The sequence below is a fragment of the Klebsiella variicola genome (assembly GCF_000828055.2).
GTDB classification, from domain to species: Bacteria; Pseudomonadota; Gammaproteobacteria; order Enterobacterales; family Enterobacteriaceae; genus Klebsiella; species Klebsiella variicola.
Window position 1 is genome coordinate 4,883,277 of sequence record NZ_CP010523.2, and the last position, 25,068, is coordinate 4,908,344.

At 49.9% G+C, this 25,068-nt stretch carries 14 protein-coding genes and 1 tRNA gene; 2 read left to right on the forward strand and 13 right to left on the reverse strand.

The annotated features are described in order from the left end of the window. Positions 1-22: 22 nt before the first annotated feature. The 13 genes from dpdD to SP68_RS22930 form a co-directional block, all read right to left on the reverse strand. Positions 23-2,290, reverse strand: a complete 2,268-nt coding sequence (dpdD, locus tag SP68_RS22880; RefSeq protein ID WP_040972666.1) for a protein DpdD — start codon at positions 2,288-2,290, stop codon at positions 23-25. Next, the gene (gene dpdK / locus SP68_RS22885) at positions 2,287-2,829 is read right to left on the reverse strand and encodes a phospholipase D-like domain-containing protein DpdK (protein WP_040972664.1); all 543 of its coding nucleotides are present in this window, start codon (positions 2,827-2,829) and stop codon (positions 2,287-2,289) included. The genes dpdD and dpdK overlap by 4 nt, the downstream gene beginning before the upstream one ends. Next, on the reverse strand, positions 2,826-7,355 hold the full coding sequence (dpdJ, locus tag SP68_RS22890) for a protein DpdJ (RefSeq protein ID WP_040972662.1): 4,530 nt from the start codon (positions 7,353-7,355) through the stop codon (positions 2,826-2,828). The genes dpdK and dpdJ overlap by 4 nt, the downstream gene beginning before the upstream one ends. A 14-nt stretch (positions 7,356-7,369) precedes the next feature. Then, positions 7,370-8,155 carry a hypothetical protein gene (locus tag SP68_RS22895; protein ID WP_040972660.1) on the reverse strand — a complete coding sequence of 262 codons (786 nt, stop codon included), beginning with the start codon at positions 8,153-8,155 and terminating at the stop codon, positions 7,370-7,372. Further along, entirely contained in the window at positions 8,152-11,214 is a 3,063-nt protein-coding gene (gene dpdH / locus SP68_RS22900; protein ID WP_040972658.1) for a protein DpdH, read from the reverse strand. The genes SP68_RS22895 and dpdH overlap by 4 nt, the downstream gene beginning before the upstream one ends. Beyond that, a complete protein-coding gene (dpdG, locus tag SP68_RS22905) occupies positions 11,214-12,122 on the reverse strand; it encodes a protein DpdG (protein WP_040972656.1) in 909 nt (302 codons plus the stop codon). Before dpdG ends, dpdH begins: the two co-directional genes overlap by 1 nt. After that, complete coding sequence (gene dpdF / locus SP68_RS22910) at positions 12,106-14,673, reverse strand: protein DpdF (RefSeq protein ID WP_040972653.1); 2,568 nt, start codon at positions 14,671-14,673, stop codon at positions 12,106-12,108. The genes dpdG and dpdF overlap by 17 nt, the downstream gene beginning before the upstream one ends. A gap of 5 nt (positions 14,674-14,678) precedes the next feature. After that, positions 14,679-17,834, reverse strand: a complete 3,156-nt coding sequence (gene dpdE / locus SP68_RS22915; protein ID WP_040972651.1) for a protein DpdE — start codon at positions 17,832-17,834, stop codon at positions 14,679-14,681. Positions 17,835-18,258: 424 nt separating this feature from the next. Further along, positions 18,259-19,389, reverse strand: coding sequence for a DGQHR domain-containing protein DpdB (gene dbpB / locus SP68_RS22920; protein ID WP_040972649.1), 1,131 nt, complete (start codon positions 19,387-19,389; stop codon positions 18,259-18,261). Positions 19,390-19,391: 2 nt separating this feature from the next. After that, positions 19,392-20,636, reverse strand: coding sequence for a tRNA-guanine transglycosylase DpdA (gene dpdA, locus SP68_RS22925; protein WP_040972647.1), 1,245 nt, complete (start codon positions 20,634-20,636; stop codon positions 19,392-19,394). Positions 20,637-20,706: 70 nt separating this feature from the next. Then, entirely contained in the window at positions 20,707-21,663 is a 957-nt protein-coding gene (locus SP68_RS27015; protein ID WP_071891604.1) for a hypothetical protein, read from the reverse strand. 102 nt (positions 21,664-21,765) lie between these two features. Beyond that, complete coding sequence (locus tag SP68_RS27020; protein ID WP_023157763.1) at positions 21,766-21,999, reverse strand: hypothetical protein; 234 nt, start codon at positions 21,997-21,999, stop codon at positions 21,766-21,768. A gap of 198 nt (positions 22,000-22,197) precedes the next feature. After that, a tRNA-Leu gene (locus SP68_RS22930) sits at positions 22,198-22,282 on the reverse strand. Between the two features lie 591 nt (positions 22,283-22,873). On the opposite strand from SP68_RS22930, the gene SP68_RS22935 reads away from it, so the two are divergent. Together SP68_RS22935 and SP68_RS22940 are read left to right on the forward strand one after the other, a co-directional pair. Further along, positions 22,874-23,554, forward strand: a complete 681-nt coding sequence (locus SP68_RS22935; protein WP_040972645.1) for a carbonic anhydrase — start codon at positions 22,874-22,876, stop codon at positions 23,552-23,554. Continuing rightward, positions 23,551-25,020: a SulP family inorganic anion transporter gene (locus SP68_RS22940; protein ID WP_040972644.1), complete on the forward strand. Its 1,470-nt coding sequence runs from the start codon at positions 23,551-23,553 to the stop codon at positions 25,018-25,020. Before SP68_RS22935 ends, SP68_RS22940 begins: the two co-directional genes overlap by 4 nt. Positions 25,021-25,068: the final 48 nt, after the last annotated feature.

Genomic DNA, 25,068 nt, shown 5'->3' on the forward strand with positions numbered 1-25,068 from the left:
TGAACACGCCACCCAAGATTATTTATGCTGACAATCCCTTTAGATAGGTGCGAATACAGTCTAGCATGCTGGTGCTACCTTTCCCCGAAGGTTGTAGAAAAGGTTTTTCACCACGTTCTTCTTTTATTGCGTAATAAGCTGAATGTTTCGAACTAAGCCAAGCAAAAACAAATAAATCCGCCTCCTTTGCTAAAGAGCGTAGAATTGTCGATCCGCCTTTATCACTGTTGAGACGAATATCTGCATGAGGGTAATCGGCTAGAAGTTGTTTTTTCACTCGCTGTGCTACCGGCTCAGTTAAAGTATAAATGCCTACAACTTTATTATTCAGCGTTGCCCCTGCCTGAACTTCCCCCGAAATTCCTTCATTATTTTCATCTGTAGCCTGAAGAGGAATTTCAAATACAAGACCGCACTCTTCAGAAAACTGAGCTAATAGATTCCATTGCAATTTGCTATAACGGACTGGGTTACTATAGAACTTGCTGTATACCAAGCTGAATAATTGCTCTCTGGCAAGCTTGTCAACGGTTGGATAGATAAGAAAGAGTTCAAGTATATCCAGCCACGCACTAGCACTATTCGTGCCGGAACTCTCAATCATAACCTGTAGGTTTTCTATCAATTCACGATAGTCGTTCGCATTTATGTCCCCTTCTAAGTAACCGCGAGCCAGATCGCAAGCAATAATGACATCTTCACGGGAACTGTTGTCATCTAATACTAATTGCTGCAATAACGCTAACCTGACAGGTTGCCATGAAGCCTCAGCCTGATGGTTATCCAGCCATTCAAGTAGAACAGGGATAGCATCACGCAAGATCATGCCTGTACGATTATCGCTCTTATCAAGTAGCGAAATGAATACCTCTGTCTCGAGTGCACTTGTAGGCCATTGATGGCTAGTCTGTTCTACGGCTTCAATTGCTCGCACCCACTGAGGATCCTCTAGCACTTTCTGTAACCAGTCCTGCCAGTTATTGAACCCAACTGCATTCTCTACTGCGAGCGTGACAGGTAAAAATGTCTGCAGCTCTGCGTAGTAACGCTGAAAAGTCGGTTTTGCCAACAACAAATCTCGTTCCTGTTGCACCAACTGCTGCAAAAAGCTAATAGCTTTTACAGCTGCTCCTGTACTGCCCACAACCCAAGCGCATTGCAACGCGATAGCTACACCAGGTGCGCTAACAGGCAGTAATACCAATTCTTCCAGTGCGCTTTCCGGATGTTCATCAGCCAAAACAAGCAACTCATCAATGTCTTTGATAGGCCGAACAGAATTTATTTCATTAGGGAAGGCTGCCAGCAATTGGCTGATCCAGAAACGGTCATTGTCCGATGCTCCCTCCATCCCGGCCACTAATTGATGTGCCTGCTCCTTCAACCTTGAAGGCGCACTATGAGTATCGGAAAGAAGCCACAGAAGAGTATTTTTAACCGCTGCTGGAGTGCGAATCCCCTGTATCACCAGGAATAAGCGCGGCACACTATTTGCCAAAGAATCATTAAAGACCCTGCGTTGGGCTGCCAAGTCTTCTTCAAGTTCATACTTTAGTAGCATCTGCTGATAAAGCACCGCCATCACTTCTTCAGCTAGCACTAAAGGATGTGGTATATCCATCACCCTGCGTAGCTCAGGCGATTCAAGTAAACTTTTGGCGTCCTTTTCCATTGCCAAACAACGCAGCTCAATAAATAACTCGTTGATATGGCCGATGCCACCGGCATCACGCAACTCTTGCAAGTAGATACGTGTTTGCGGCACATCATGGCGACGCAGCGCAGCTCTAATGTCTCGCAGGATACGACCACGCGGGCGTAAAAGTGCGTAATGATGGCTCGGTCGGTTAGCAAGTTGGAGGCGCAGACGCTCAATGCCTTTAAAAACCTCCAGAATCATAGGTCGCGAGAGCGAGCTAAACTTATATACACTATCGCCATAGTGCTCGATCAATGCTTTTTCTACTGAACTATTTGGATTCAACATAATACGCTGGCGGTTAAAATCCGACCATGATGTACCCACATGTGAATCTATCAATTCACCTAGCTCTGCGTAGTTTCGTTCTTCATCGGCTATAGCATACCAAGTAACTTTATCATTGCAGCCCTTCATGACGCGCGGCAGGATCACAGGGAAACATCCGCTCCTGACATCCTCAATCCACGGCTTCAAACGCCGTAAAGTAGATTTTTCCAACTGCTCACTCTCAATTTTTTCCCAAGAGATAATATTTTCATCCCCATCGAAAAAGTTACGCAGTAGTTGCTCGCTGCCTTTGATATTCATACCCCCCCTCCCTGTACAGGTTGGTAATAGTCATTGAATACCAGTGAAGCCTGTACAATCGCGGTTTTGTCTGTGGTCAGATTGATCTGTTCGTCATTAATCACAATCCCACCAATCGTCAGATTCATCGATCCGCTCAAGAAGAAATGGTCACCCAGAACCCCTTTGGTATGCAACTCCTGTTTCTGACCAATGAATAGGCTATCCAACATACCGTAGTTAGCTACGCGTTCAGTTAGCTGTCTGATAAAACGAGCGTTATGCTGGGTTTCGTTGGTCATCACCTTCAGCGTACAACCATTGGCAACTGCACGCGCCAGCAGTTCTGAAGTCTGTACCATACGCTGTCCCCAAGCAGGTTCGAGGTAATCAAAACGCCCAGTACGATTATCCAGTAGATCAAGATCGGTGATCCAAGGCGAGACAAGCCACAACTCCGCGCTTGGCTGAACGATCTCAGCAACAAGCAAGGAACTGAGTACATCCATCACTTCACTTTGGCGGGAGGATCTGGATTTAAAAATACGCCGGGTATTCATTGGATAGCCTCCGGGATTTCAATAATGACGAAGGAATCATTATTGTGGCGGCGCAGGGCACTAACGCGGGGATAGAAGAATAACCCGTACATTTCTACTGGGGTGACCAATAAAGTAGCGATGGCCTCATTAAGTGCGTCTCCCAGTTCAGCCAATAACTCACATTTACCATCATTCTCCAGATGATGGTGACACTTTTGAATCCAGTCGGTTTGGTTGAGTGCCACCTGGGCGCAACTGTGCTGCACCACATGTGCCAACAGTAGGCGCTCAGTTGGTCCAGCAAAGCTGTAGGGATTATACCAAGTAAGCCAGTTGTCGCGGATTGTATAACCACGTGGCCACAATAGGCCATTACAAGTATTAAATCGCCAACTCTCCAGATTGTGCTGCCCTTGGCTAGCTTGTCTTAATTGTTGATCAAGTAAACTGGACTGACTACAGGTAAAAGCAAACACGCGTTGCGGTAATTCAATGCCTAATCGCTTCTCATGCTTTCTCCATTCTTGTTGCAATTGCAGCATAAAGAAGTCACTACTGGCATCGGTTCCTGGCCGTAGTAAGCGGGTATTGATCGCTGACAGGAAGCTATGGCTGGTCATAAACCCACTGCGCTGCAACTCTCCCAATAGATTGCGCTGTGCCTGAATCTGGCTAACGTGGCTATTCGCAAGACGCATCTCGTCCATACGAGCAGGCAGTGGTGATGTCGGAATCGCCAAATTCTGCAATAGATACCAGACATTATTATCCATTGTCTCATAATCGCCAGGGCGAAGATTGAAGTCCAACAGTTCAAAAAAGCGGCGCGGATCCTCACGATAAATATGTTGAATTTTTTCAATGATTCCACCGCCACCGACGGTGGTTTCTGATAACCAGATTTCATGTATCCCTGGACCCAAATGCTCAGTGCGAATCGGCCCCCCACTGAGATCAAGGATAAGATCGTTCTCGTCAGCATCCGGGCACAGTTGCATTGCAGTTTGCAGCAACGCCGCACCCAAAGTGTTAGTGAAGTTAAAGGTGAACCAATCCAGCCAATTATCATCCAAGGGCTGCCAGAGTAATTCAGCCCAATCGGCTATTTTTGCCATTACGGGGGCCTGGGAAAGTAATTCACGCAGACTATGCTGTAGATCCTGCTCAACTTCCTCTCCCGTCTGCACATCATGGAGTGTCTGGAAAATTCGTGCGGGAACGTCAAATAAAGGAATTTGAGCAACATTTTGTTGCAGTGCGTAAAACGCCTGTTCTAGCGAACAATCTTTCAAAACTGCTTCACAGCCAATGCCTGCCAGTACAGTTTCTGCTAGCCATCCCCCCAAGAAAGGGTTAGTACTAATAGCATCATCGTTGCTGACTTCATACATGAAACGCGCTGTACGTAACCCAGCCATCAATTCCCAGTTATTGCTAATATTGGCAAGATCAAAATTAGGTATCTGATACTGGAATCTCACCGCATCAACCCATAATGAGAAGCCAAAGGCAGCAGGTTTACCCTCATGTTCAAATTTAAAATTAATCTGCAAATCATCTCGCTGATCGCTGAATTTTATATTGGCTTTTGAACCGGTGGCGAAACGTACTGCCTCAATAGGGCAGTGTTGTTGATGACTGTAAAACTCCACCTGCTGGAATATTCTCTCCCAAATATTATTGGATGGCACTTCTGCCGGGATACCACGCTGAGGAGGACGAATCTCACTATGCCAAGTCAGGAACGCATTTGAGGTTTCACTAAGTTTTAATTCATCCGGTGGAATGCTGGTCGACACATCCCAAGCGCGGAAGCAGGGAATAGTCTTCATACCACTGCGAGTGGTAATATGGCCATCTGGCATGCTTTCACGTTTGTCTGGTGGGCAATAATCATCAATAGGGAAAAGATGCGTTCCGTCTTTCAGATCTAAATTTTTTGGCACTACCCAGTGACGTTCTCGAATGTTATTAATGGCAAAACGCTTGCTAATTCGGCCAGGGGCGAAATCTTTCATTCCCTGTAAAATCGGCATAGTTTGCGGCTCAGGTTCTTTACCAACCTCATTTGGCAGGTTAATTTGCAACTCAGGCAAGCAAAGATCGTTAAACAGCGCAGACGGAACAAAATCCGGCATGGGTATGCCTTTACGGCAATTATCGGCCTGTTCAACACCAAGACGTGACCAGTTAGAGCGAAGCCTTCTTAATACCGTTGGCAAAAATGCCGTCATTATTGCGCGCGGTGGTTGCCATAGCAATGATTGCAACTGGTTGTTTTCCTTAATGCCCAACGCTTCAGCCAGCCATTCATTGAAAACCTGCTGAGTTTTTTGATTACACAAAAGTTCTTCAATAATCTCAGCTAGTTTTAACTGGGCGTTAGAGATCTTGCCATTATCCTGCGGGATGGACAGGTCATCCCAAATACCACTATTCCACTCTTTGAGATATTTATTACGACTTGAAAGCCAGTCCATCGTTGCATAAGCGGCCTGCATACGCAGTACGTAGCTATTACCAATAGGTAATTGTTTTGCTTTCAATACCGGTTCGAACAGGTTTTCGTAACATTGAAATGCCATGCGATCGCGTCCATAGTCGGAAAGCACCACAACAGTCCACGGTCGCATAGCACGTTGACGTCCCGCACGTCCTTTCCGCTGTAAAAACTGAGCGTTATCACGCGGCGCTTTATGCTGAATCACTGCTCCGACGTTAGGATCGTTAAAACCGACCTCCAGCGAGGCTGTAGCTACAATAAGATCCGCAACAAGATCGACCCCAGCATCCTGCGAAGAGGTTCTCTTGACGTTACTACGGTCAGCAGAATCAAGTGTGTGCCCAATAACTTTGGATAGTGGCCATTGCTGACCAAAGGTAAATTTCTCTTCATTAGGCGCATCACCGCGCAGCATCGCTAGCGGTTCTTTTCTGACATTAATATTGCCATTTGAGTAACGGCCCTCCGCGTCCAGGAGTTGAAAGTAGAGTCGGTTAATGACATCCATATCATCTGTAAAGACGAAACTGCGCGTACCATAAATACCTTTGCTGGCAACAGATGTTGCATTATCGAGCATACGTTTGGTAAGCATGGAGGTCTGAATCGTAGTGGACAGAAGACTGGATCGAGAAGCCGGATCGCCCCTAAGCGCCAGCATATACTCAGCACCTTCTGTTTCCATATCGTCCTCATTCGGACTAACTTCCACCACAAGATGTTCTGCCAGACCGGTCAGAGCCCCCATAAAGCAAGTAGCCTGTTCTAGCGTCGCAGATAACCCAACAAAGTGTGGTGTGGCTCCGGACAGATGCCGCCAACGGCGGATTAACATACCGTTCTGTGCACCACTGATACCTGAATATGTATGTACTTCATCAAGCAGCATCAATGATGGAGGGATAATATTTTTTCCAATACCAAATAACGAAGCAAGAAAGGGATTACCCATCTGTTTATTCAGCATTTCAGTACTGGTAAAAAGAATATCAGGTAGTTCAACCTTCATCCGTGTGCGAGTTAAAATAACCTCATCAGGCTCAATGGTCTGGCTACAACTATCGCAATGCAGTCGCTCGTAGCCCTTATCGTAGTCGGCTGCGTGCCAAACCATTTTGCCGCGGCATTTCTCAGTTGGACAGGGAATATAGAGACAAGCCACGCCATTGCGATGACGACTCCAGGCACTTTTCATATATTCACGATGGATGGTTTCTTTTTTCGTTGGCACCATGCCGAATAGTGCGGCGATTCGTATCTTGCGCACTCCATTCTTAGCTAATTCATCGTTCAACTTACGAGTCTGGCGCAATGTCTCTATAAACTGGTCCTTCAACAGTTCATTACGCGGATAGATAGCCAGTGCTTTCACCGAGTCTTTCTTCCTGGCGACCAGTTCGCTACCGATAAAGGTCAAGGCTGGAAGATAGAATGCCAGCGTTTTACCGGTCCCAGTCCCGGCACAAACAATGGTCGCAGTCGAACGATGCTTGCTCTGTTGTATCCCACGTAGAACGTTTTTGCAGGATTCCAACTGAAAACGCGCAAGGTTGTACATTCCCCCCGGATGGCTGATCAGCGTCGATAGTAACTGGTGGTGTATAGGAGTAAAACCATCAATTTCATCAAGTTGGTGAAACACCTCTATAGGCTGCAGGTTGCGCTTGGGATATTTGCGCTGGCGGCGTAGAAAGCGGTAGTCAGATACCAGAGTCGCCGCAGTACGCCAATTATTACCTCGGCCATGTTTGGGGAACATCTGCCGTAACTGGCTATAAAGCCGCACTGACTCAGCCATGCGGGTACGAAACACCGAAAAGCCATTTTGCTGGTGGCGCAGCAGCAATCCGCGATCGATCATAACTTTCGCTATGCCAAAACTAGTTAGGCCGTTGGCGTCGAGCGGGTGGTTCTGTAGGACCTGAGAAATAGTATTACGGAGCTCGGTCTCAGTGAAAAAACCTTGTGTGTTACCCCAAGTGAGCAGTACCGCCTCTTGCGACTCCAGCCCATCAAGTACTTTGCGAATAATCTGTTCCATTGAACTACGATTCCTTACAGGCGTCTTATACGATAGCGCGTCGGGTCGTCTTCTTCAGTCAGCCAACTGAGTACATTAGGCGTCAACATATCGAGCGTGGCGCCTTGCCCAGATACGGCTTTGAGGAAGAGATTGACCTCTTCCGGAACGTCCAGCTTGAGTGCGTCGCGCTGGTGGCAAAGTTGCTCATGCAAGTCGATTATGGCCTCAACTTCGTCAGCAGTTTTTGGCAGCCCACGACTACTGTTAGTGAACTGAGCGACAAGGTCACAGTAGTGCTGTTGTACTTTTCGTTGTCCTTCCTGATGAGCAAGGTTGCTGAAAAGTCTCTGATCCACTTCCCACTGCGCTTTTAACGTACGGATGTATTCACGCCACGCAGTGCTGGTATGTTCATTGAGAGTACTGGCTAAGCGCTCAATTTCCAGAACCAGCAAACCAAACTCGTGGGCTTGAGCAACATCGTATGTACGCGCCCCATACTGCTGAAGAAAGGCCGCCAGCAGGGCCTGTGGATTGCCAAATGTTTCGCGGTCAAAGAGGCCAACAATTGGATTACCGCTCTCACTATCGCAAACCTGTCGTAGCAGCAGATAGCTAGTGAGGATCTGCGCCAGTTTTTTCGCCGGAGCATCGATTTTTTGCGCCACCTGCAACAGGCTGTTGCGTATCTCCTGAGCCTTTTCCAGTTGCTGATGGCGCTCAAGGCGCGTTTTAAATTCGCCGCTGCGCCGTGCAAAAACGCTAATTTCTTCCGACGCGCTGGAGATTACCACTTCACTGATGCTTACTTCACTCATGCTAAGTTATTCTCCAGCAGCGTTAATTGTTCTGCCAACCTTGTCAGGGTTTGTGCGACTTCATTTTCGGCTCCCTCAATCTGGTCGCCGCCCTCATCACGGTGACGCTGCTGCAGATAGCTGCCGGTAGCATCTTCGAACTTGCTCCAGGCTTCCAGCAGTAGCCGAAATGCCTCGTATTGTTTGCCGTTGACGGCAAGAATTTCTCTCATCAACACCTGAGGGTTATCGGCTGGCAGGGTCAGTTTCTCCAGTTGTCTGATCTGGTTTTTCAACTCCGGTTCTTTCCAACCCTTCAATAGTTTCAGCAGAACCGGCACCGTCTCACCCACCGGGCGGACGACATCAGCGCTGTTCGCCAGTTCGACTATCTCCTTCATGATATCGCAGATATTAATCGTTGCCAGACTGGAGCTTTTGCCGTCGCTCAGGCGTTCAGTAATGTCCATCTGAGCCTTCAGCAGCATGCTCCGATAATCACCCAGTTTATTTTTGACTTCGTGGATCTTACCCGGTCGTTTCCCGACGGCGACTTGATGGCTTTTTGCCGCCTCCACAAGCATTAATCCGTTGATGGCATAGGGTTGACCACGGTTTTTTTTCGCAGCAGTGAGCGCGATTAAGCGCTCACGCAGTTTCTGGTGATCATTGATCACGGCGGCTCGCGCCTGGGTTAAGAAATCATCTAGCAGTGGATGACTATTGCCCGCGGGTTGCTGTTCGGTTAAAAGAGCCTGTACCAGAGTGGTTGAGACTGGTGACGATAATCCATCCTGACCGAGAAATGCACCACATAACTGTAGATCTTTGACAATACTGACAAGCTCCTCGCGTTCTTCATTCAATACGTTTAGTTTGAACTCGGATTCAATGCCGTCAAAAAAGCTATGGTAGGCCGCATAGTCTATTTCACTGCCTTCATAGGTCCAACTCTGGTAGTAGTCGAAACGCACCATTGCTAGGCAGGCGCTGTATAACTCGGGCGTATCTTCTATTTCAACGAGTGGACGGGACTGTTTGTTCACTAGTACTCGTGGCAGGCGGACTCGCCCTGCTATTGTTGCTGAGCTGGCAGTAAGTGAAATATCCAATAACTCGGTTGACCAGTCGATTCGCGAAAACAAAGTTTCAAGGATTAACTTACGTAGATGAAGTGCTTTTTTCTGCTCAAGATTTCCACCCTGATTCCATTTTTCCAGCGTCGCTTTCCAATTAACAATTACTTGATCTTCTGAATTGTTATCTTTTTCACTCTCAACTTCGCCATTATCATCATCATCATCATCATCATCTTTATCACCGCCCTGATCGTTACTCAGCAATGCCGCTGCATGCGGTAGACCGAACTCTCTACAAATGTCGGAATTTAGACCTATCAAACTTGCACTATTACCTCCCCACACCGCCAGAAGCGAATTGACTCGTTCAGGCTGGCTAATACCCTCCACGCGCACACGTAACTGAAGTTCTTGATTGCAAACAATGCTTTCATACTTTGATGGCGGAAACTGTCCGTTCAGGTAACTCTGGCGGTAGTTCTTCAGCGGCTCGCGCAAGATCTCACGAAGAATATTACGCGGAATATAAACCAGCCCTTGATCTTTGACTCTGCAGTGGCGTTCAACCAACTGCCCAACTGCTACCGGATTAAACGGAAATAGCGGATGCCCAGCACTGCTGAAACCAAAACTGGCCAGCACTGGCGCAGCAGATTCACTTTCCAGTACTTCTTGATCCTGCCATACAGGGATATCTCGATACTGTTGACCGTCCTGCTGGTGGTGATATTTTTCCAACGCCGCAGCCCCATGTCGGGCGGCATTAAGATAGCGACCACAGAAGTCGACAACGCGTTTTTTCAGTGCGGCATCGCTTTCGGTGGCATGCTGCTGGATCACCCATTCATAGCGAGCACGGGTGCCCAACGTATTGCGGTGGCGTTTAAAGCTGTCGTGGCCCTCGGTCACTGCAATAATCGAATGCAGGGTACACAATACCTTTTTGCCTTCGTACTCTTCTTCTTCCAGCAGACAGTCGATCAGCACATCCTCAATAGCTGAAGTGGCAGCCAGATCTTCCACCAGCAATATTAGGCTCCGACCTTCTGTGAGGAGCTGACTGCGAATCATGCGCATCAACTCTTGGAAACTGGCCCGGTTAAAGCTGAACAATTCTCCGAAGGTGTCTCCCAGTGCCTGTGGGATCACCTCGTTTACAACCCGAGCAGCTGCTTGTTTTTTTTCATCACTAGTAAGTAACTGCTGATTGACAAGATAGGGTAGTACTGCCGGTGAAACCTTCCTGAGGTTCAGGCCGCTAAAAGCGAAGTCCTCCGCAGACATCTCATAGCGCAGGTTGGAAATGCTGTCGTTGTCAGCCCCCTGGCAGAAACGCAGCGCTATATTGTGCAGGCAGGAACCAGGGACGGTGAAATATTCGGTCATCACGCTGTCAAAAAACAGCGCTGGAAGACGGGTTGATGCGGCGTGCTGTTGAATATCTTTCAACTGCTGAATTCTGCTTTCGTCCAGCTGAAGTTTTCCCATCTGTGCCCGCTGAAGCTCCTTCGGGGCTGCTGCGAATGCAGCGTTCAGCGCCTGTCGCAGTTTGAGGGCAATATGTTCAGCAACATTTTCAGGGATCAGTTGCTGCCCGACCCCATTAACTTTCTCGCGGATCCTCTGATACTCTTCACCCTCAAGACCGTCAAGTATACTGGTGAGTACACGTGGCAGCGAAGCATTTTTCGGAATGCGGATGATGTGGTAGCTAGCGCGATCTTCCCGGCGTTTGAGCTGTGCATGGACCCAGCGCACTAGGTGGGATTTCCCCACGCCGGAGGCACCAATCAAGGGCAGTGGGCGATTATGCTCCAGCAGAAATTCCAGCAATGCGCTCTCTCGGACCTGTGTGACCTTTCCACTATGGAATTCAATACGATCGAGGCGCATTGGTTCATGCACCGCCAGCAACTGACTGTCAGCTAGAGACTCAGCTTCGGTCAGGATACATGCGGTAACATTTTCTACGTCAGGCCAGTAGCTCTGTAATTGTGGCATCAGTAGACTCCCGTATGTGTCAAGGTAAGGTGGGTTACAGTGCGCAACACGCTCCCTTTTATTCCAGTTAACTGCATTGCGCCACTGGCATCAGCCTTCTCATCCATATTGATTATCCCAGATAGCTGAAGCCGTAGCAGTGCACGCGACAGCGATGTCGACAACCGATCTGAGCTAAGCGGTCGCCACCCCTTCCGGCTGATGCGATCTTCGACATTTTGGCGATAGCTACCGCCGTCCAGCACCGGTAACGCTCGATTAAGGCGTTGTAGCACTTCAGCGATAGACAGTTGTTCACCGAGTTGCATTAGAAACGGCAACTCTTCACGGATAGCGTTAGTGGGGTCAATAGCATAGCTTTCGCGAGTGATCTGCTGAACAAAACCCAGCCAACTGAGATATGCAGGAACCACTGGCGCTTCGTTAGAGCTGTTGATACGAAAATCAGGCAGTAAATGATTTACCAACTGCTCCAAATTACGCTTACTGATCTCGGGGTTGTGATAGACATCCAGCGCCAGTAACAATGCAGCTAGAAGGGTGAGATCGACGGCACGCTCATCGCGTGAGTTCAAGTCTCGATTGTTCTCTACAGCCAGCAAGCAGCGGCGTGTGGCTTGGCGCAGGGGCATATCTTTTGTACTGAAATATCTCGCATTAAGGCTGATTTCAGTTGTGTTGTTACCGGATTCTTCCTTTAGTAATCCTAAGTCTAACCACGCATTTAGTTCTTTTGGCGCTTTCCCGCTCGCATTTTCTGAATCGCCAGTTTGCAACGATGCCGGTGCGCAGAGCGCCATCAGTTTTTCACGCGGTAACGTGTTTTTTGGGCTGACTTTCAGCACCTGATAGAATGCGACCAACACGGCATACTGACTGCCGCCGTGGGCGTTATTGATAATCGACACAGTCTAGTTTCCTTTGAAGTTGTTCGAGAGTAATCCAATTGTGATTATCGAGGTGAACGTAATGCGCCCCGCTTGAGTGACAGGGATCAGGCATATCATGCGGGATCAGCGTCAGTTGAAGTGCTGCTGGGTTGAACGGCGGCATGTAACCGTTGGCGCAGGACTCTTGCGTGGGAAGTACCAACTCTGCCAACTCGGCCATTACATCGTTATCCGGCGCAGGCTCATCACGTGCAGGCAATTCGTCACTCAACAAGATCAGGCGCTCGCCGCGCGGAATGGCGCTAAATATACTATGCAACAAGGTAGGATCTGCCCAGACGCGCTGGACAATGCCTCTAAGATGCAACTGCACCAATAGCGTCGCGACGCGGTGATACCAGTTCTCACGTTCCCACTCATCGTCGTTGACTGGCTGATAGGTGATAAAGCAACTGGAGTAAGATAGGCCGCTGAGCGCCTGCCAGCGGCTTAACGCCTGCTGTGCCACCGACGCTGGCGGGTTAAGCAACAGCGGCGGTGGACTCAGGTAATTATTAGTAAGCGCCTGCTTATCGCGACAGGCAGGGCAACCACCACAGGCGTGACCCGGAATAAATTCCGCCATCGAGTAGAGATCCACAAGTGCCTCGCACAGCGGTTTGCTCAGTGGCGTATTCAGCCAGTTGATTAATGCATTATGGTTAGCCCTTGCAGCTTGCAGCGTCTCTTCACGGGAGGGGATAATACGTGTTTTCCACATTTCTTCTCCGGTGTGGTGACTACGCAGGATGCGTACTACCAGTGAGTTTCCGTTCTGTCGGATGATTTGCTCTTTTGCCGCTTCGTAGCGATTAACATCGGCAAAGTCTTTTTTGTCTGGCGGGTTTTGTAGATCGGCATCCAGTTCCAGCACTCCTGCACGCACCATCATCAGTACGGTACGCAAGTTCCATAATTTATTTTGTTTGCTGCGGAAATTAAGGCCGCTATGGATCCTCTCTATATCAATACGATAAAGGTTGTCGCCCACCGATTCGGCACTGCCCCATAACTTTTTCCAGCGTTCCAGGCCCAACTCAAGACCAATCAACTTTTGTGAGGACAGATGTTCTGCCTGTTTGACATCCTGATGATTGTAAATTAGCAGTGAGGTGCAGGCATAGCCATCGCGTCCACCACGTCCCACTTCCTGGTAGAAGCGGTCCATGTTTTCCGGCACTGTGGCATGGATCACTGTGCGCACGTCGTTTTTATCCATACCTACGCCAAATGCTGAGGTCGCAATCATGATATCCAGCTGGTTTTTATCCCATTTTTCCAGCAGGCTTCGGCGTACTTCACTCGGCGTATCACCGGTAAATGTTGCCAAACGCTGATACCCCTGCAAACGCAACTGTTGCGCCCACTCTTCAGCTTCTTTCGGTCGTGTCACGTAGAGGATCAGCGGGCGTGGCGCATGAGCCAGCGATTGCAGCACCTTATCCCGTTTGTCGCTGTGGTCTTTTGCCCGATAACACCAGTAAGCAGGTTCCGGGCGCAGATGGCAGGCATGGACTTCGCTCATCTCCTGATCGAAGGTATCGCGCAGGATTTTACGACTGGCTTCGGTGATAGTCGCACTCATCAGCAGTGTTGAGCACGGTGTAAGATTCGCTTCACGGCTGACGCGCTTCAGCCCGCGAATTAAGCCACCAAGTTGCTGGAAATGCGGGCGAAAGTCGTTCCCCCAGCTGGCGACAATATGCGCTTCATCAACAATAACATGCCGCAGCCCTCCCTGTTTTGCTGCTTCAAATAAGGCGAACTGCAGGGAACTGCAGGTCGCTTCAGGAGAGGTGACGATCAGCCGCTGCTCACCCACACGGATACGCATGTACGTATCATATTTATCCTGCGCCGGTAAGCCGCTATACCAGCCGGTGACAGATTCTGCTTTGTTCCCTGCTTCAATCAGTAACTTCCGGAAACGGCTAGCCAGCTCCAACACCAGCGCCGTGGTCGGGGCGATCAGTACACAAAGTGCCCCAGGAGCTGAGGCTGTCAGAGCTAATGCTTGCGCTACCAGTGTTTTCCCGGTGCCAGTGGGCAAATTGACCAACAGCGTACTGCCCGGTGGGGCGAACAGAGCCCGGCGTACCGCATCGCGCTGGCCCGGTGCCTGATAGCTGATATAGTTGTCCTTCTTGAAGTAACGGCGCAGGACATGGTCCATCGGTACTCGAGTGTCCTGGCGGCAGAATTGGTGCTGATCGCTGGCGAGAAAAGGCATGCCGTTTCCCTGCTCCAGCCACTGCGGACACCAAGCAGGGCCAGCGCTGAGCAGAAAGGTCTGACCTAGTCGTTGACAGTTAATACCGCTGGCTTCCCACTCCTCCTGTCTTGGCCAACCAGGGTGGCTGTCATCAGGGACGGTCAGTTCGTTATCGTTGTGATGGGCATGTTTTTCCCGGTACAGCCAGTCACGGATCAACGCCCGGCGGTCGAGGTGTCCGGCAGTCGCCTCCAGCAGCAGGCACCCCCTCAACCTTGATGAAATAACATAATTATCAATCAGTTGCGTCAGATTCATCCGATTTATGAGTCCTCATCCAATATAGCTTCTGATGCAATGATTAAGGCACGCGTCGCCAGGCAGGTCATTTTCGGCTGTGCAATACCCTGGCGCAGCGTCTGCCCCGTCTCCTGCCGGTTAGCATGATGCAGCGCGGCGCTGCTTAGATAATGTTCCAGTCGGCTCAGGCTGAGAGCCTGTTGTGTGGCGAACTGTTCCACCGCCAGTCGCTGGGCTATGTTATAGCTATCGTTACACCAGGTACGCCAATCTTTAGCGCTGATGCAATGGGAAATCTGCGCCCAGCGTTCCTCATTGAGATTTAGGTGGCGTCCGCCCTTATCCTTCGGTTTATAGTCTTCATTAAGTATCATCAACACCTCTGCGTTGGTGACCAGCTCGCCGGCCTGGTCCAGCCACAGGGTAATGGTTTCAGGAGGCATCAGATGGTCGGCCAGTCGTTGCAGAGCTGGTGTATTGACATCCGCTTCAATCAGAAAATCGTAGCGGAAAAAAATATTTTCATCGCCCATGCCTGGTGTGATGCGGATAATCGCGCTAGCAACACCGCGTTCTTCAAAATCCAGCATTTGTAGGATGGCATCATGGAAAGGTTCACCCAAGCGAGCCGGGCGGATTTTACCCTGAGAGGTATCAGCCCGGTAGTAGCTAAGCGGCCAAGTCATGGGCGAACTTCCGCTAGATTGGTTAAGATCAAAGCCCAGCAGGCAGTGTTTTTGTAGGCGATGTGGGCTGACTAAGGTGCCCGTCCCTCTATCACCAGGGTTGAAGCGATAGCGGAATATCGATGGATCTTTCTCATCTGGAATAAAATCGAATTTCAGTACATTACCTATCAGATTACGAGCGCAGCGGCGGAATTCCTCTTCATTCTCATCTATATCCGCCAGTGCATCGGCATACTCTCTGGCTTCGATGATATCGCCATCAATTTGCAGCAGGACTTCCTGCATTTCGATGCGCTGCTTTTCCACCGTAAGGCGGCCATCTTCACCAGCCAGACGCGCACTGAGTTGCATCATGCTCTCTTCACCCAGCGGGTAAAGATTGGAAATAAGCTGCTGTAATTCCTCATCAATCAAGTATTGTAGGCTTGCAATCGACTCTTCGAAGACATCGAACACTTCATTGAGAATAGTCAGCCACTGATTTTGCAGACCCTCTGCTTCACTCACCAGCGCCATGCTGAGGATAGTAGTCGCACTCTCAGTCGCGCAGTAGCGATTCAAGCGGCCAAGACGCTGTTCCATACGGTTAGGCGACAGCAACAAGTCGTAATGCAGCGCAATCTTGCGCCCGCCGTGCAGATTGACACCTTCTTCAGCCCGGCGATCGCACACTAAGATCTGGCATTTGCTTCCCTTGCCAAAGCGCACTTCTTTGTCGGGGTTATGGCGCTGGATTTTGCCAATAAATGGTATCATCAGGTCGGTAAATACCTGGTCGGCTACCCATGGCTGGTCACAGAACACCACAATATAAGGGAGTTCTCTGACGTTACTATCCAGAAGTTTTTCCAATACATCAATTAAGCGCTGGCGCTTGCTGTCACACTCCATTTTGCAGCGGTCTATCAGCTCAAGCAGGATCTCCTTCTCGCCATCAAACAGCGGATGCTGCAACAGCGCGAGCTGTGAATCACTATAGAGAAAGCCCTGCGCGGCATCAAGTGACTCCTGCTGTAAGCGATAGTTTGCAAGCCGGGCCAGTAGCTCCGGCGTAGCGATAGCGGCTTCAAACAGTAACTGATAAATTGCCACCAACGTGGGGTCTTGTGGGTGCATCATTATTGCCGATTCGCGCCAGGCGATCATCATGTCGTTGCTGGCGTTCGTCGTGGCATATTTTTTTAGTGATAGGCCGGACAAGCCAGGCATCAGGACACTAATGGCGGGGTTGCTACGGCGGTTGCGTAGCAGGCGGTGGTGCAGACGGTAACGGTTACCAATGTAGTGGCGGATTTTATTGATCAGCAGATCACGCACCTCACTCCGCAGCGGTTGCATCATATCTAAATGGGGAAGCAACTGTGAAGCCATCCCGTTTAGTACTTCATCCTCAGGAAACATCCTAGTCAACGCTTCCAGGTTCTCTTCCAGCGTCATGTTGTCGTTTTCACAGTTAAACGCGTAGAACAGTGAACCTATTTCTTCGCGCTGCTGGATACGCTGCTGAAATTTCAGTAAGCCAGTGTCAGTCAGTGGGTAATTTTTAGCATCCAGCAGATGCAGCATGGCCAGGAAGTTCTTTTCATTGCCAGTTACGGGCGTCGCTGATAGTAATAGCAATTTTTCACTTTGTTGCGCCAAGTAGTTCACACTAGCGTAGCGCTGCTCGTACTCTGCATCCCATGCCCATGCACCGACCTGATGAGCTTCGTCAATCACCAGCATATCGGGGCGGAACGACAGGGGGTCCGCTGTGCTGAAGGCCGCCATATCAATGATATGGATCGACTTATTAAGCAGTTCCTCCAGGTGAAAACGTGCAGAAAGTTCCTGCTGCCACTGCCGGTGCAGAACTCCAGGCGCCACAATCACCACGCAGTGGGTGAGCGGATTTTCCGTGACGTGTTGACGCACGATCAGCCCAGCTTCGATGGTTTTCCCGAGGCCGACTTCATCAGCCAACAGATAGCGTTGAATAGGGTCAGATAACACCCGACGCGCGACGGCCAACTGGTAAGGTTCGAGTTCAATACTGGACGACAGCGAAGAGGTAATCCCAGCACAAGCGTTGCGTTGTTTCAGCATCTGATGCTGATAAGCTAGACGGGCATCTTGCCAGAAGGGGGTATAGGTAATGCGCTCGGCCAGAAGGGCCGCAGCATCGCTGATAGGGCGATCCCAGCGCACAAAGATATCATTTAAGCTGACGTCTTCCTGCTGCTTGTTAGGAAAATGCAAACGCACCCCTCCAGGCACGGCACCAACAACACGTGCAATCTGCCAGTGTGCTACCTCGTAGTCGTAGCGATAAACCAGACTTTCCGCGTGGAGTTCGGCTTTTTTTAGGTGTTTTATTTCGACAGTTTGCTCTATGCCTTCATAATTTACGGGAGAATCGAAATACTTAATTAGAGCATCATTATTGTTAATGCGAATAAGTTTGCCGATTCCATAAGGCGAGTCAACGAGGTCGCCTGCTTCAAGGGGCATATATCCATCCATAAGTTTGCTGTGCGTAACAGTGATTTTAAAAGTCTTTGATTAATGATGATTTTTTATACGTATAATATCACTGAATACAAGGACAATGTCATACACTGCAACCCGTAAAGATGATTGTCAAGGAGGGGGATCACGGTTACTAGTCTACTATGACTTTTAGGGGGAGGTAATCCGGTGCGGCCTGTGACTTATTTACCGGCCTTCAAAACTCGTGAAACGACTAAATCTCAAAAAAACTCTTAATTTTTTATGAGTTACGAACATATATCGTAACAAGGTCAGCGTTTGATGATAAGAATGAAAGCATGGGGCTGTCTGGCGCTTGTACAGAATTTGAACTTCTGCACCATATCTGCAGCCCCACGTCGATTTTCAGCACTCGATACTTATAATGCCAATTGGGTTGTCACCCTTATTTAATATCTGCATTGACAGTTTTCATATAGTTAGTTACCAAATAATCTGTAACCAACGATATATCTTTCGATAGATTCTGTACCTCGTTCCACTTACGAACGATCGGATGACCATCAATATCCGTGCCTAAGTTCCACACTCCACTACTCCATGCACAAAGCGGCTTGATACGATTTAACTCTTCTACAAAGCGGGAATAGGAAGGGATCTCGGTCCATCCTGGTTCGCCTTTGTACTCCTGATGCACTTGATCAATTTCATCCATCAGGCTACCGAGAGCAAGAATCCCCACACCGTGTAACAAGCGAGAGTAACGAGGTTTTTTATCCCAATCGTCAGTAAACACAGTTTCTACAGCAGACCAGAAGTTATTCAGCAACTTGACCATTTTGGCTTCATCGCCAAGTCCAGTTGCCGGGTCACGAAAGCGATACAATGCTCCCTCACGTAGGCTAGAGTCGATCATTTTGATCATTGAGTTGTCAGCAATCACTCCGTCCGGGTTGGTCGCAGTCTTAATTCGCCCAGCCAATGGCCCCTCACCAAAGTTAAGACGCTGTGTCAGCAGTGAAGGGAATTTGCGCAGTTGCAGATCGGAAGGCAAGCGGCCATGCGTATGCGGAGCCAGTTCGTACAACAGCGTTTTAGGCAACGGTTTGGTGGAGTTCACCAGCATAAACTGTTCGCGTTGTTCTTCGGCATCATTGGCGATAAATGCCGATACCGGCATCATAAAAGAGTTGATGTCCGCTTCTCGTAACGCAGCTGTACGTTGCTGTCCATCAACGATAAACCCAGGTTTGTCGAAGTTTACCTCTTCAGAATACGGAATAACGAGATGCCCCATATCACTGTTTTCCAGCAGCGGTTCAAAGCGTACGCGCTGATCGAAAGCGATAATGACGGGGTTGGGGATCATCGGATTCGCGCTTTCAATATAGCGCTGGATTTCCTTAATATGGCTACGTACTTCCGGACGCTGATAACCAACCAGGTTCTCATCTCCGCGTCGAATGCGTGAAATCGCAGCAATTTTGCTGATTTGTTTGCCTTCAATGGCCAAGCTGTAAAGCTGTCTCTTCTCACCCTGACGAATACGCAGGGCGGGGACACGAAACTCACTCATGATTAATCCTCTGAGCGTAATGACAATGTGTGCTGCAAGCGACTGTACAGCACCTGAATATTGTGGAATCCGCGACGGCGATTACGCTCGGCGCCACGGAAAATAATCACGTTAATCCCAATGGATTTGCAGATATTGCACTGGCACTTCCGCCAAGGTTGGTCGGCAAGCGTACGTTCGTAATCGGCACGGATCTTCTCCGCTTCTTTTTCACCCGAGTGTAGACGTTCATAGGCCATTACAGCCTCCAGAACTTTTTCTAGCGACAACGCGTCTTTATCGTATTCAGCCAAGGCATGCATGGCATCTTTTTCCAGAAGACGCGCCACATCCTGGTCAATAACGCCAGATTTTATCTTACGACTGAGACTAGGGTTGGCATCGAACTGCGGCACACGCACAGCTGTATAAGCTCGTCCCTCAGGCGTATGGTAGTTATTTTTGCGATCTTTAAACGCCTGCTGAAGGGGGGTTGTTGAGTCGATACTGGTAACACCAAGACGAACGAAATCCGTAAAGCTCTCCGGACGAGCAATACCAAGCAGATGAACCCGGGTATCACTTTTGAGAAGTGGTTTAATCTCTTCCAAGGTTTCAAGGATCTGCGCCGTTTTCAGGGGCACCATCCCCCCCATGGTGATATTCTTATACCCCATAGCCAGCAGTGCTTCTACTGATTGTCTGTAAGATGCCTTGTTCCAACCGTGCGCAACGCCAAAGGGCGTGAAGCAACTCTTCTGCGATTTAACTAAAAAATCCTGCGCCAGAGTCAAGGTGATATCCTGGCGACGACGACATTCTGCCAGCACCTCACCTGAGAAAGATTCTCCCGGTTTTTCGTAGCCAAAAATGATATGGTCAAGTGATACCCCGTAGTTAAAGCGGGATGTTTCATAGAATTCAATAACATCTTCGACGCGATATGGAGGAACATCTTGATTTACATAAGTAAATGCACCACAGTCTCCCATTGTTTGCATCGTCTCTGGCAAACGAAAGAAATGTTTCATTCCATTCCGGAAGTACCGTAATCGTTGTGCTCGCGTATATTTACTTTCACCGCGACCTAAGCCATCTACAACCGCTTTCGAAACTAGCATTCCATCATAAGGATGGGGGAAAACCTCATGCGGATAGAGGTCGTCACGCTGGCGAACACGATGTTCATTGCGCGTTTCTCGAAGGAAGTCGAAACTAGGATCGATAAAATCCTGACTATCCGGAAAAAAATACTTTAGCTTCGACAACACTGATCTCCTGTGACGCCTTTTACTGTCAAAAAACGTGAGATTTTAGCATAGTCTTATTGCTGCGACATTATCGATTAGTCAACAAAACTGCCTGGTACAGCGTTCGAAATCGCTTCTCTTCAAAACTATTGCCTTGATCACGAAATGACCGAAGTGCCCGGGAAGCACTTCCATCTGGATTTGCATGTATATACGAAGAAATCCAAATAGTTACCTCTTCTGGTCTCCTGCGCACCCCGCGAACAGTATGCTTTTTAGGCAGTACTGAAAATGTTGAACGAAGACGCTCAGCAAGCAACCCCAAATGGCCATCATCCATACTCATAAACTGTTCAATTACATACTGAGCTATTTTAATATTTAACATAAGCATATTACTGTTAAAAAACTCAGCGATTGATTTATTGCTTACCAATAGTTTTTTTTTCAAAGAAAATTTAGCCTGCGAAGAAGATATAATGATTAACTGTCTATCGACATCCTTTAAGTAAGAGATGCCTTTCATTAAATCCATGTTTATTGCGTTTATATAATCAGGTGATGCACAGATAATAAAATACTCATCGGACTTATCCATCATTAAGTCAGATAAGGATACAGGATGAGATTTTTTTAATGGGGATGCTTCATTTAATTTTCCCCACCATTCTTGATGAAAGGATTTCTTTCCATATTTATCGGAAAAAAGAGGTATGGAATCTTTATGTCCTGTAGCAAATGTCGCTTGATAAGGAACTATAGCATCCCCATGTTTCAACAGTCCAAAACCAGCTGAAAGAACCCATAATTCAATGGGTTGAGCGTCATATATCGACATTGCCGTTGACCAGTGCCCCCCCTTATATAACTTTTCTACAGGAACAACTAACTTCGTCGATAGAGCCGAATTTACGGCCTCACCCCAGGCATGAATCAAACCTTTCGGCGTTTTATATTTTTCAGAAAAGGTGGCAAGATTCAGTACTGAATGACCGTTATTATGCTTGCTATTAGTGCAACTTGTAATCAGATTTAGTCGGCTCACAATATTACCCTCAAGAATCCCCCCGCAAAGCTACCGTATGTAGGGGTTCGTTGCAAGCCTAATTAGGTAAAAAACTTTTATCGTAACCTATCACGAATTCAATTAATGTGGAGAATACTCATAATAAACATCTTCATCCCTATCACACGGGGCATTACGTTTAATAACTCCCTGGGATTCTAAATATTCGCAAAATTCTTGACAATCTTTTAACAAACATCCACCTGCTTTGGCCTTTTTATTAGAAATCAAAGCCCTGGCAAGAGTATCATAACTAAACCCCCCCGTTGAGTGGGTGATCATATCCATAGCAGCATGCGTATCAAATGACATCATCGATGACTCTCCCTCGGTTTTATATCCAATGAAGGTATAATTAAGTCATCATAGTTTTGCAAGAACAAGGCACCAAATACTACTTTATACAACTTTCGCTTCGATCCCATCCAAACTACACGGCTATCAGGTTTTCAGAAGTTGCATAGAAATCAAGACACAAAAAAAGCCGCCCTTGAGCGACTTGATTGTATCTTTTGGTGCCGAAGGCCGGACTCGAACCGGCACGTATTTCTACGGTTGATTTTGAATCAACTGCGTCTACCGATTTCGCCACTTCGGCACTGAAGGGGATGCGGAAACGTTCTGGATTATACCTGTCGGCGGCGGCCATGCAAGCGACAGCGTGTCGTCATTGCGCTAAGTGTTGAAAAAAACAGCGCTATCCTGCGCGACGTCACCTTTTACGACCGTTCCGGAGCGCCAATGCCACCAGCAACCCTCCTCTCACAACCCCGCGACCCCAACTCCGCCTGCCAGCCATACCCCTTTCCCCCAGCACTCCCTAACCCCACTCAAACTTATCTCAAATTTTTCTCACCACGCTCTCACCTGCATCCCTATCACAATCCATCTCTCCTCAAACAAATGCCCAATATCCACTCCCCAACTATTCTCCCAACCCCACCCACTATCACTCCCATATATTCCAGAAAGTTTTAGCCAATGCCTTTTTGTTATTCACCCACTCCGCAGTCAAATATTAATTTCATCAATATTTTTATAACTTTACATTAATGAAAAGTTTTCTTTTTGCCGTTTATTCCAGGATTTTCCTCAGGCGTGAAGGGTTCCGGTAAACACTATTTTTACTAGTCGCTGTACGAGTCTTGATGGACATATTCACTCGATGAATTAACTCAGGAGAATACTTGTGACGACGTTAAAACCTTTGCTGGCCCGCAACCGCAGCTGGGCGCTGCAGAAGTGTCAGCATGACCCGGACTATTTCGAAAAATGGGTCGACGGGCAGCGGCCCCACTCGCTGTGGATCGGCTGCTCCGACAGCCGCGTTCCCGCCGAGGTGCTCACCGGCAGCCAGCCCGGCGAGCTCTTTGTCCACCGCAATATCGCCAACATGCTCGACCCCGCCGACGACAACGTCATGAGCGTCCTGCAGTATGCCCTCCACTACCTTGAGGTGGAGCGGGTGGTGCTCTGCGGCCACTACGGCTGCGGCGGTGTGCAGGCGGCGCTCTCTCTGCCCACCCTGCCGCTGGCGCAGGAGTCCTCGGCGCTGGCTCGCCGCATCGGCCAGCTGCGCCACACCCTGCATCACGAAATTGCGCAGATCGCCGATGGGTGTGGTGTTGAGGCCTCCCCCGGCGCCAGTGCCAGCGCCAGCACCGACGCGGAGTGCTCTCGCCGTGCCCTTGATGCCCTGGTGGAAGCCAACGTTCGCGCCCAGTTCGCCCGTCTGCTGGAGAGTGAACCGGTGCAGACGGTGCTCGCCAGCGGGCGGCCGCTCAGCCTGCACGGCTGCGTCTACGATCTGGCTTCCGGCCATTTAACCACCCTCGTCGAACACCTCTCACCGCAGGAGCACGCCCCATGAACACGCTTCGTCAGGACTCTCTCGCCGGCATCGTCGTCTTCCTTGTCGCCCTGCCGCTGTGCCTCGGCATCGCCCAGGCCAGCGGCTTACCGCCCTTCGTCGGCCTGCTGACCGGCATCATCGGCGGCCTGGTCGTCACCGCCCTCAGCCCCTCCCGCTTCGCCGTCAGCGGCCCCGCCGCCGGACTGGTCACCATCGTCGTCGCCGCCATTGAATCCCTGGGTTCCTTCTCCGTCTTCCTGATGGCGCTGGTGCTGGCCGGCGTGCTGCAGCTGCTGTTCGGCATCCTGCGGGCCGGGCGCTTTATCTCGCTGGTTCCCGCCAGCGTCATCAAAGGCATGCTGGCGGCGATCGGCATCCTGCTGATTATGCAGCAGATCCCCGTCGCGCTCGGCACGGCGGAAGAGACCGGGCTTGCCGAAGTGGTTCAGGGCAATGCCGCTTTCTCCGTCACTGCGATTGCCGTCGCCGCGGGCGGCCTGCTGGTGCTCTGGCTGTGGGGCTCGCCGCTTATCCGCCGGGTGAAGAGCCTGCGCTGGATCCCCGGGCCGCTGATCGCCGTCCTGCTCGGCTGCGTGACCACCCTGCTGCTGACCCATTTTGCGCCGCAGCAGCTGGCCGCCCTGCCGCGTATTACCCTGCCGGCGTTCGGCAGCCTCGGCGATCTGCTGGGCGAGCTGGAGTCCCCCGCATGGAGCGCCTGGCGTAATCCGTCGGTGTGGGTGGTGGCGGTGACCCTGGCGCTGGTCGCCAGCCTCGAAACCCTGCTCAGCCAGGAGGCGCTGAAAAAGCTGCGCCCGCAAAATCCGCCCCCTTCGCCGAACCGCGAAATGGTCGCCCAGGGCGTCGGCAATCTGCTCTCCGGCGTGCTGGGGGCGATGCCGATCACCGCGGTGATCGTCCGCAGCTCGGTGAACGTCAGCAATGGCGCGCAGAGCAAGCTGTCGATCTTTATCCATGGCGTCCTGCTGTTAATCTGCGGCCTGTGGTTCAGCGGCCTGCTGACCTTAATCCCGCTCGCCAGCCTCGCCGCCGTGCTGCTGTATACCGGCTATAAGCTGGCGACGCCGCGGCTGTTCATCGAGCAGTTCCGCCAGGGGGCGGCGCAGTACGTTCCGTTCCTCGCCACCATCAGCGGGATTATTGCCTTCGGCATGCTGGCGGGGATTGGGATTGGTCTTGCCACCCAGATGGCTTTCAGCCTCTGGCGCAGCCATCGCCACTCGCTGCAGCTGGCGCGCTACGATGACCACTACGTGCTGCGCATCCAGCAGAATCTGACCTTTATGCACAATCCGCATCTGCTGGCCCTGCTGGCGAAAATTCCGGAAAAGAGCGTGGTGATCGTCGAGCACGACAGCGTCGGCTACCTCGACCCGGACGTGCAGGCGGTGCTGGATGATTTTGCCGAGAACGCCCCGCAGCGCGGCATCCAGCTTAATCAGTGGCCGCTGGCCAGCCGCTGACCTTAACGGGCGGCTGGTCCGCCCGCTGCGCGACCCCTCCGATTGCCA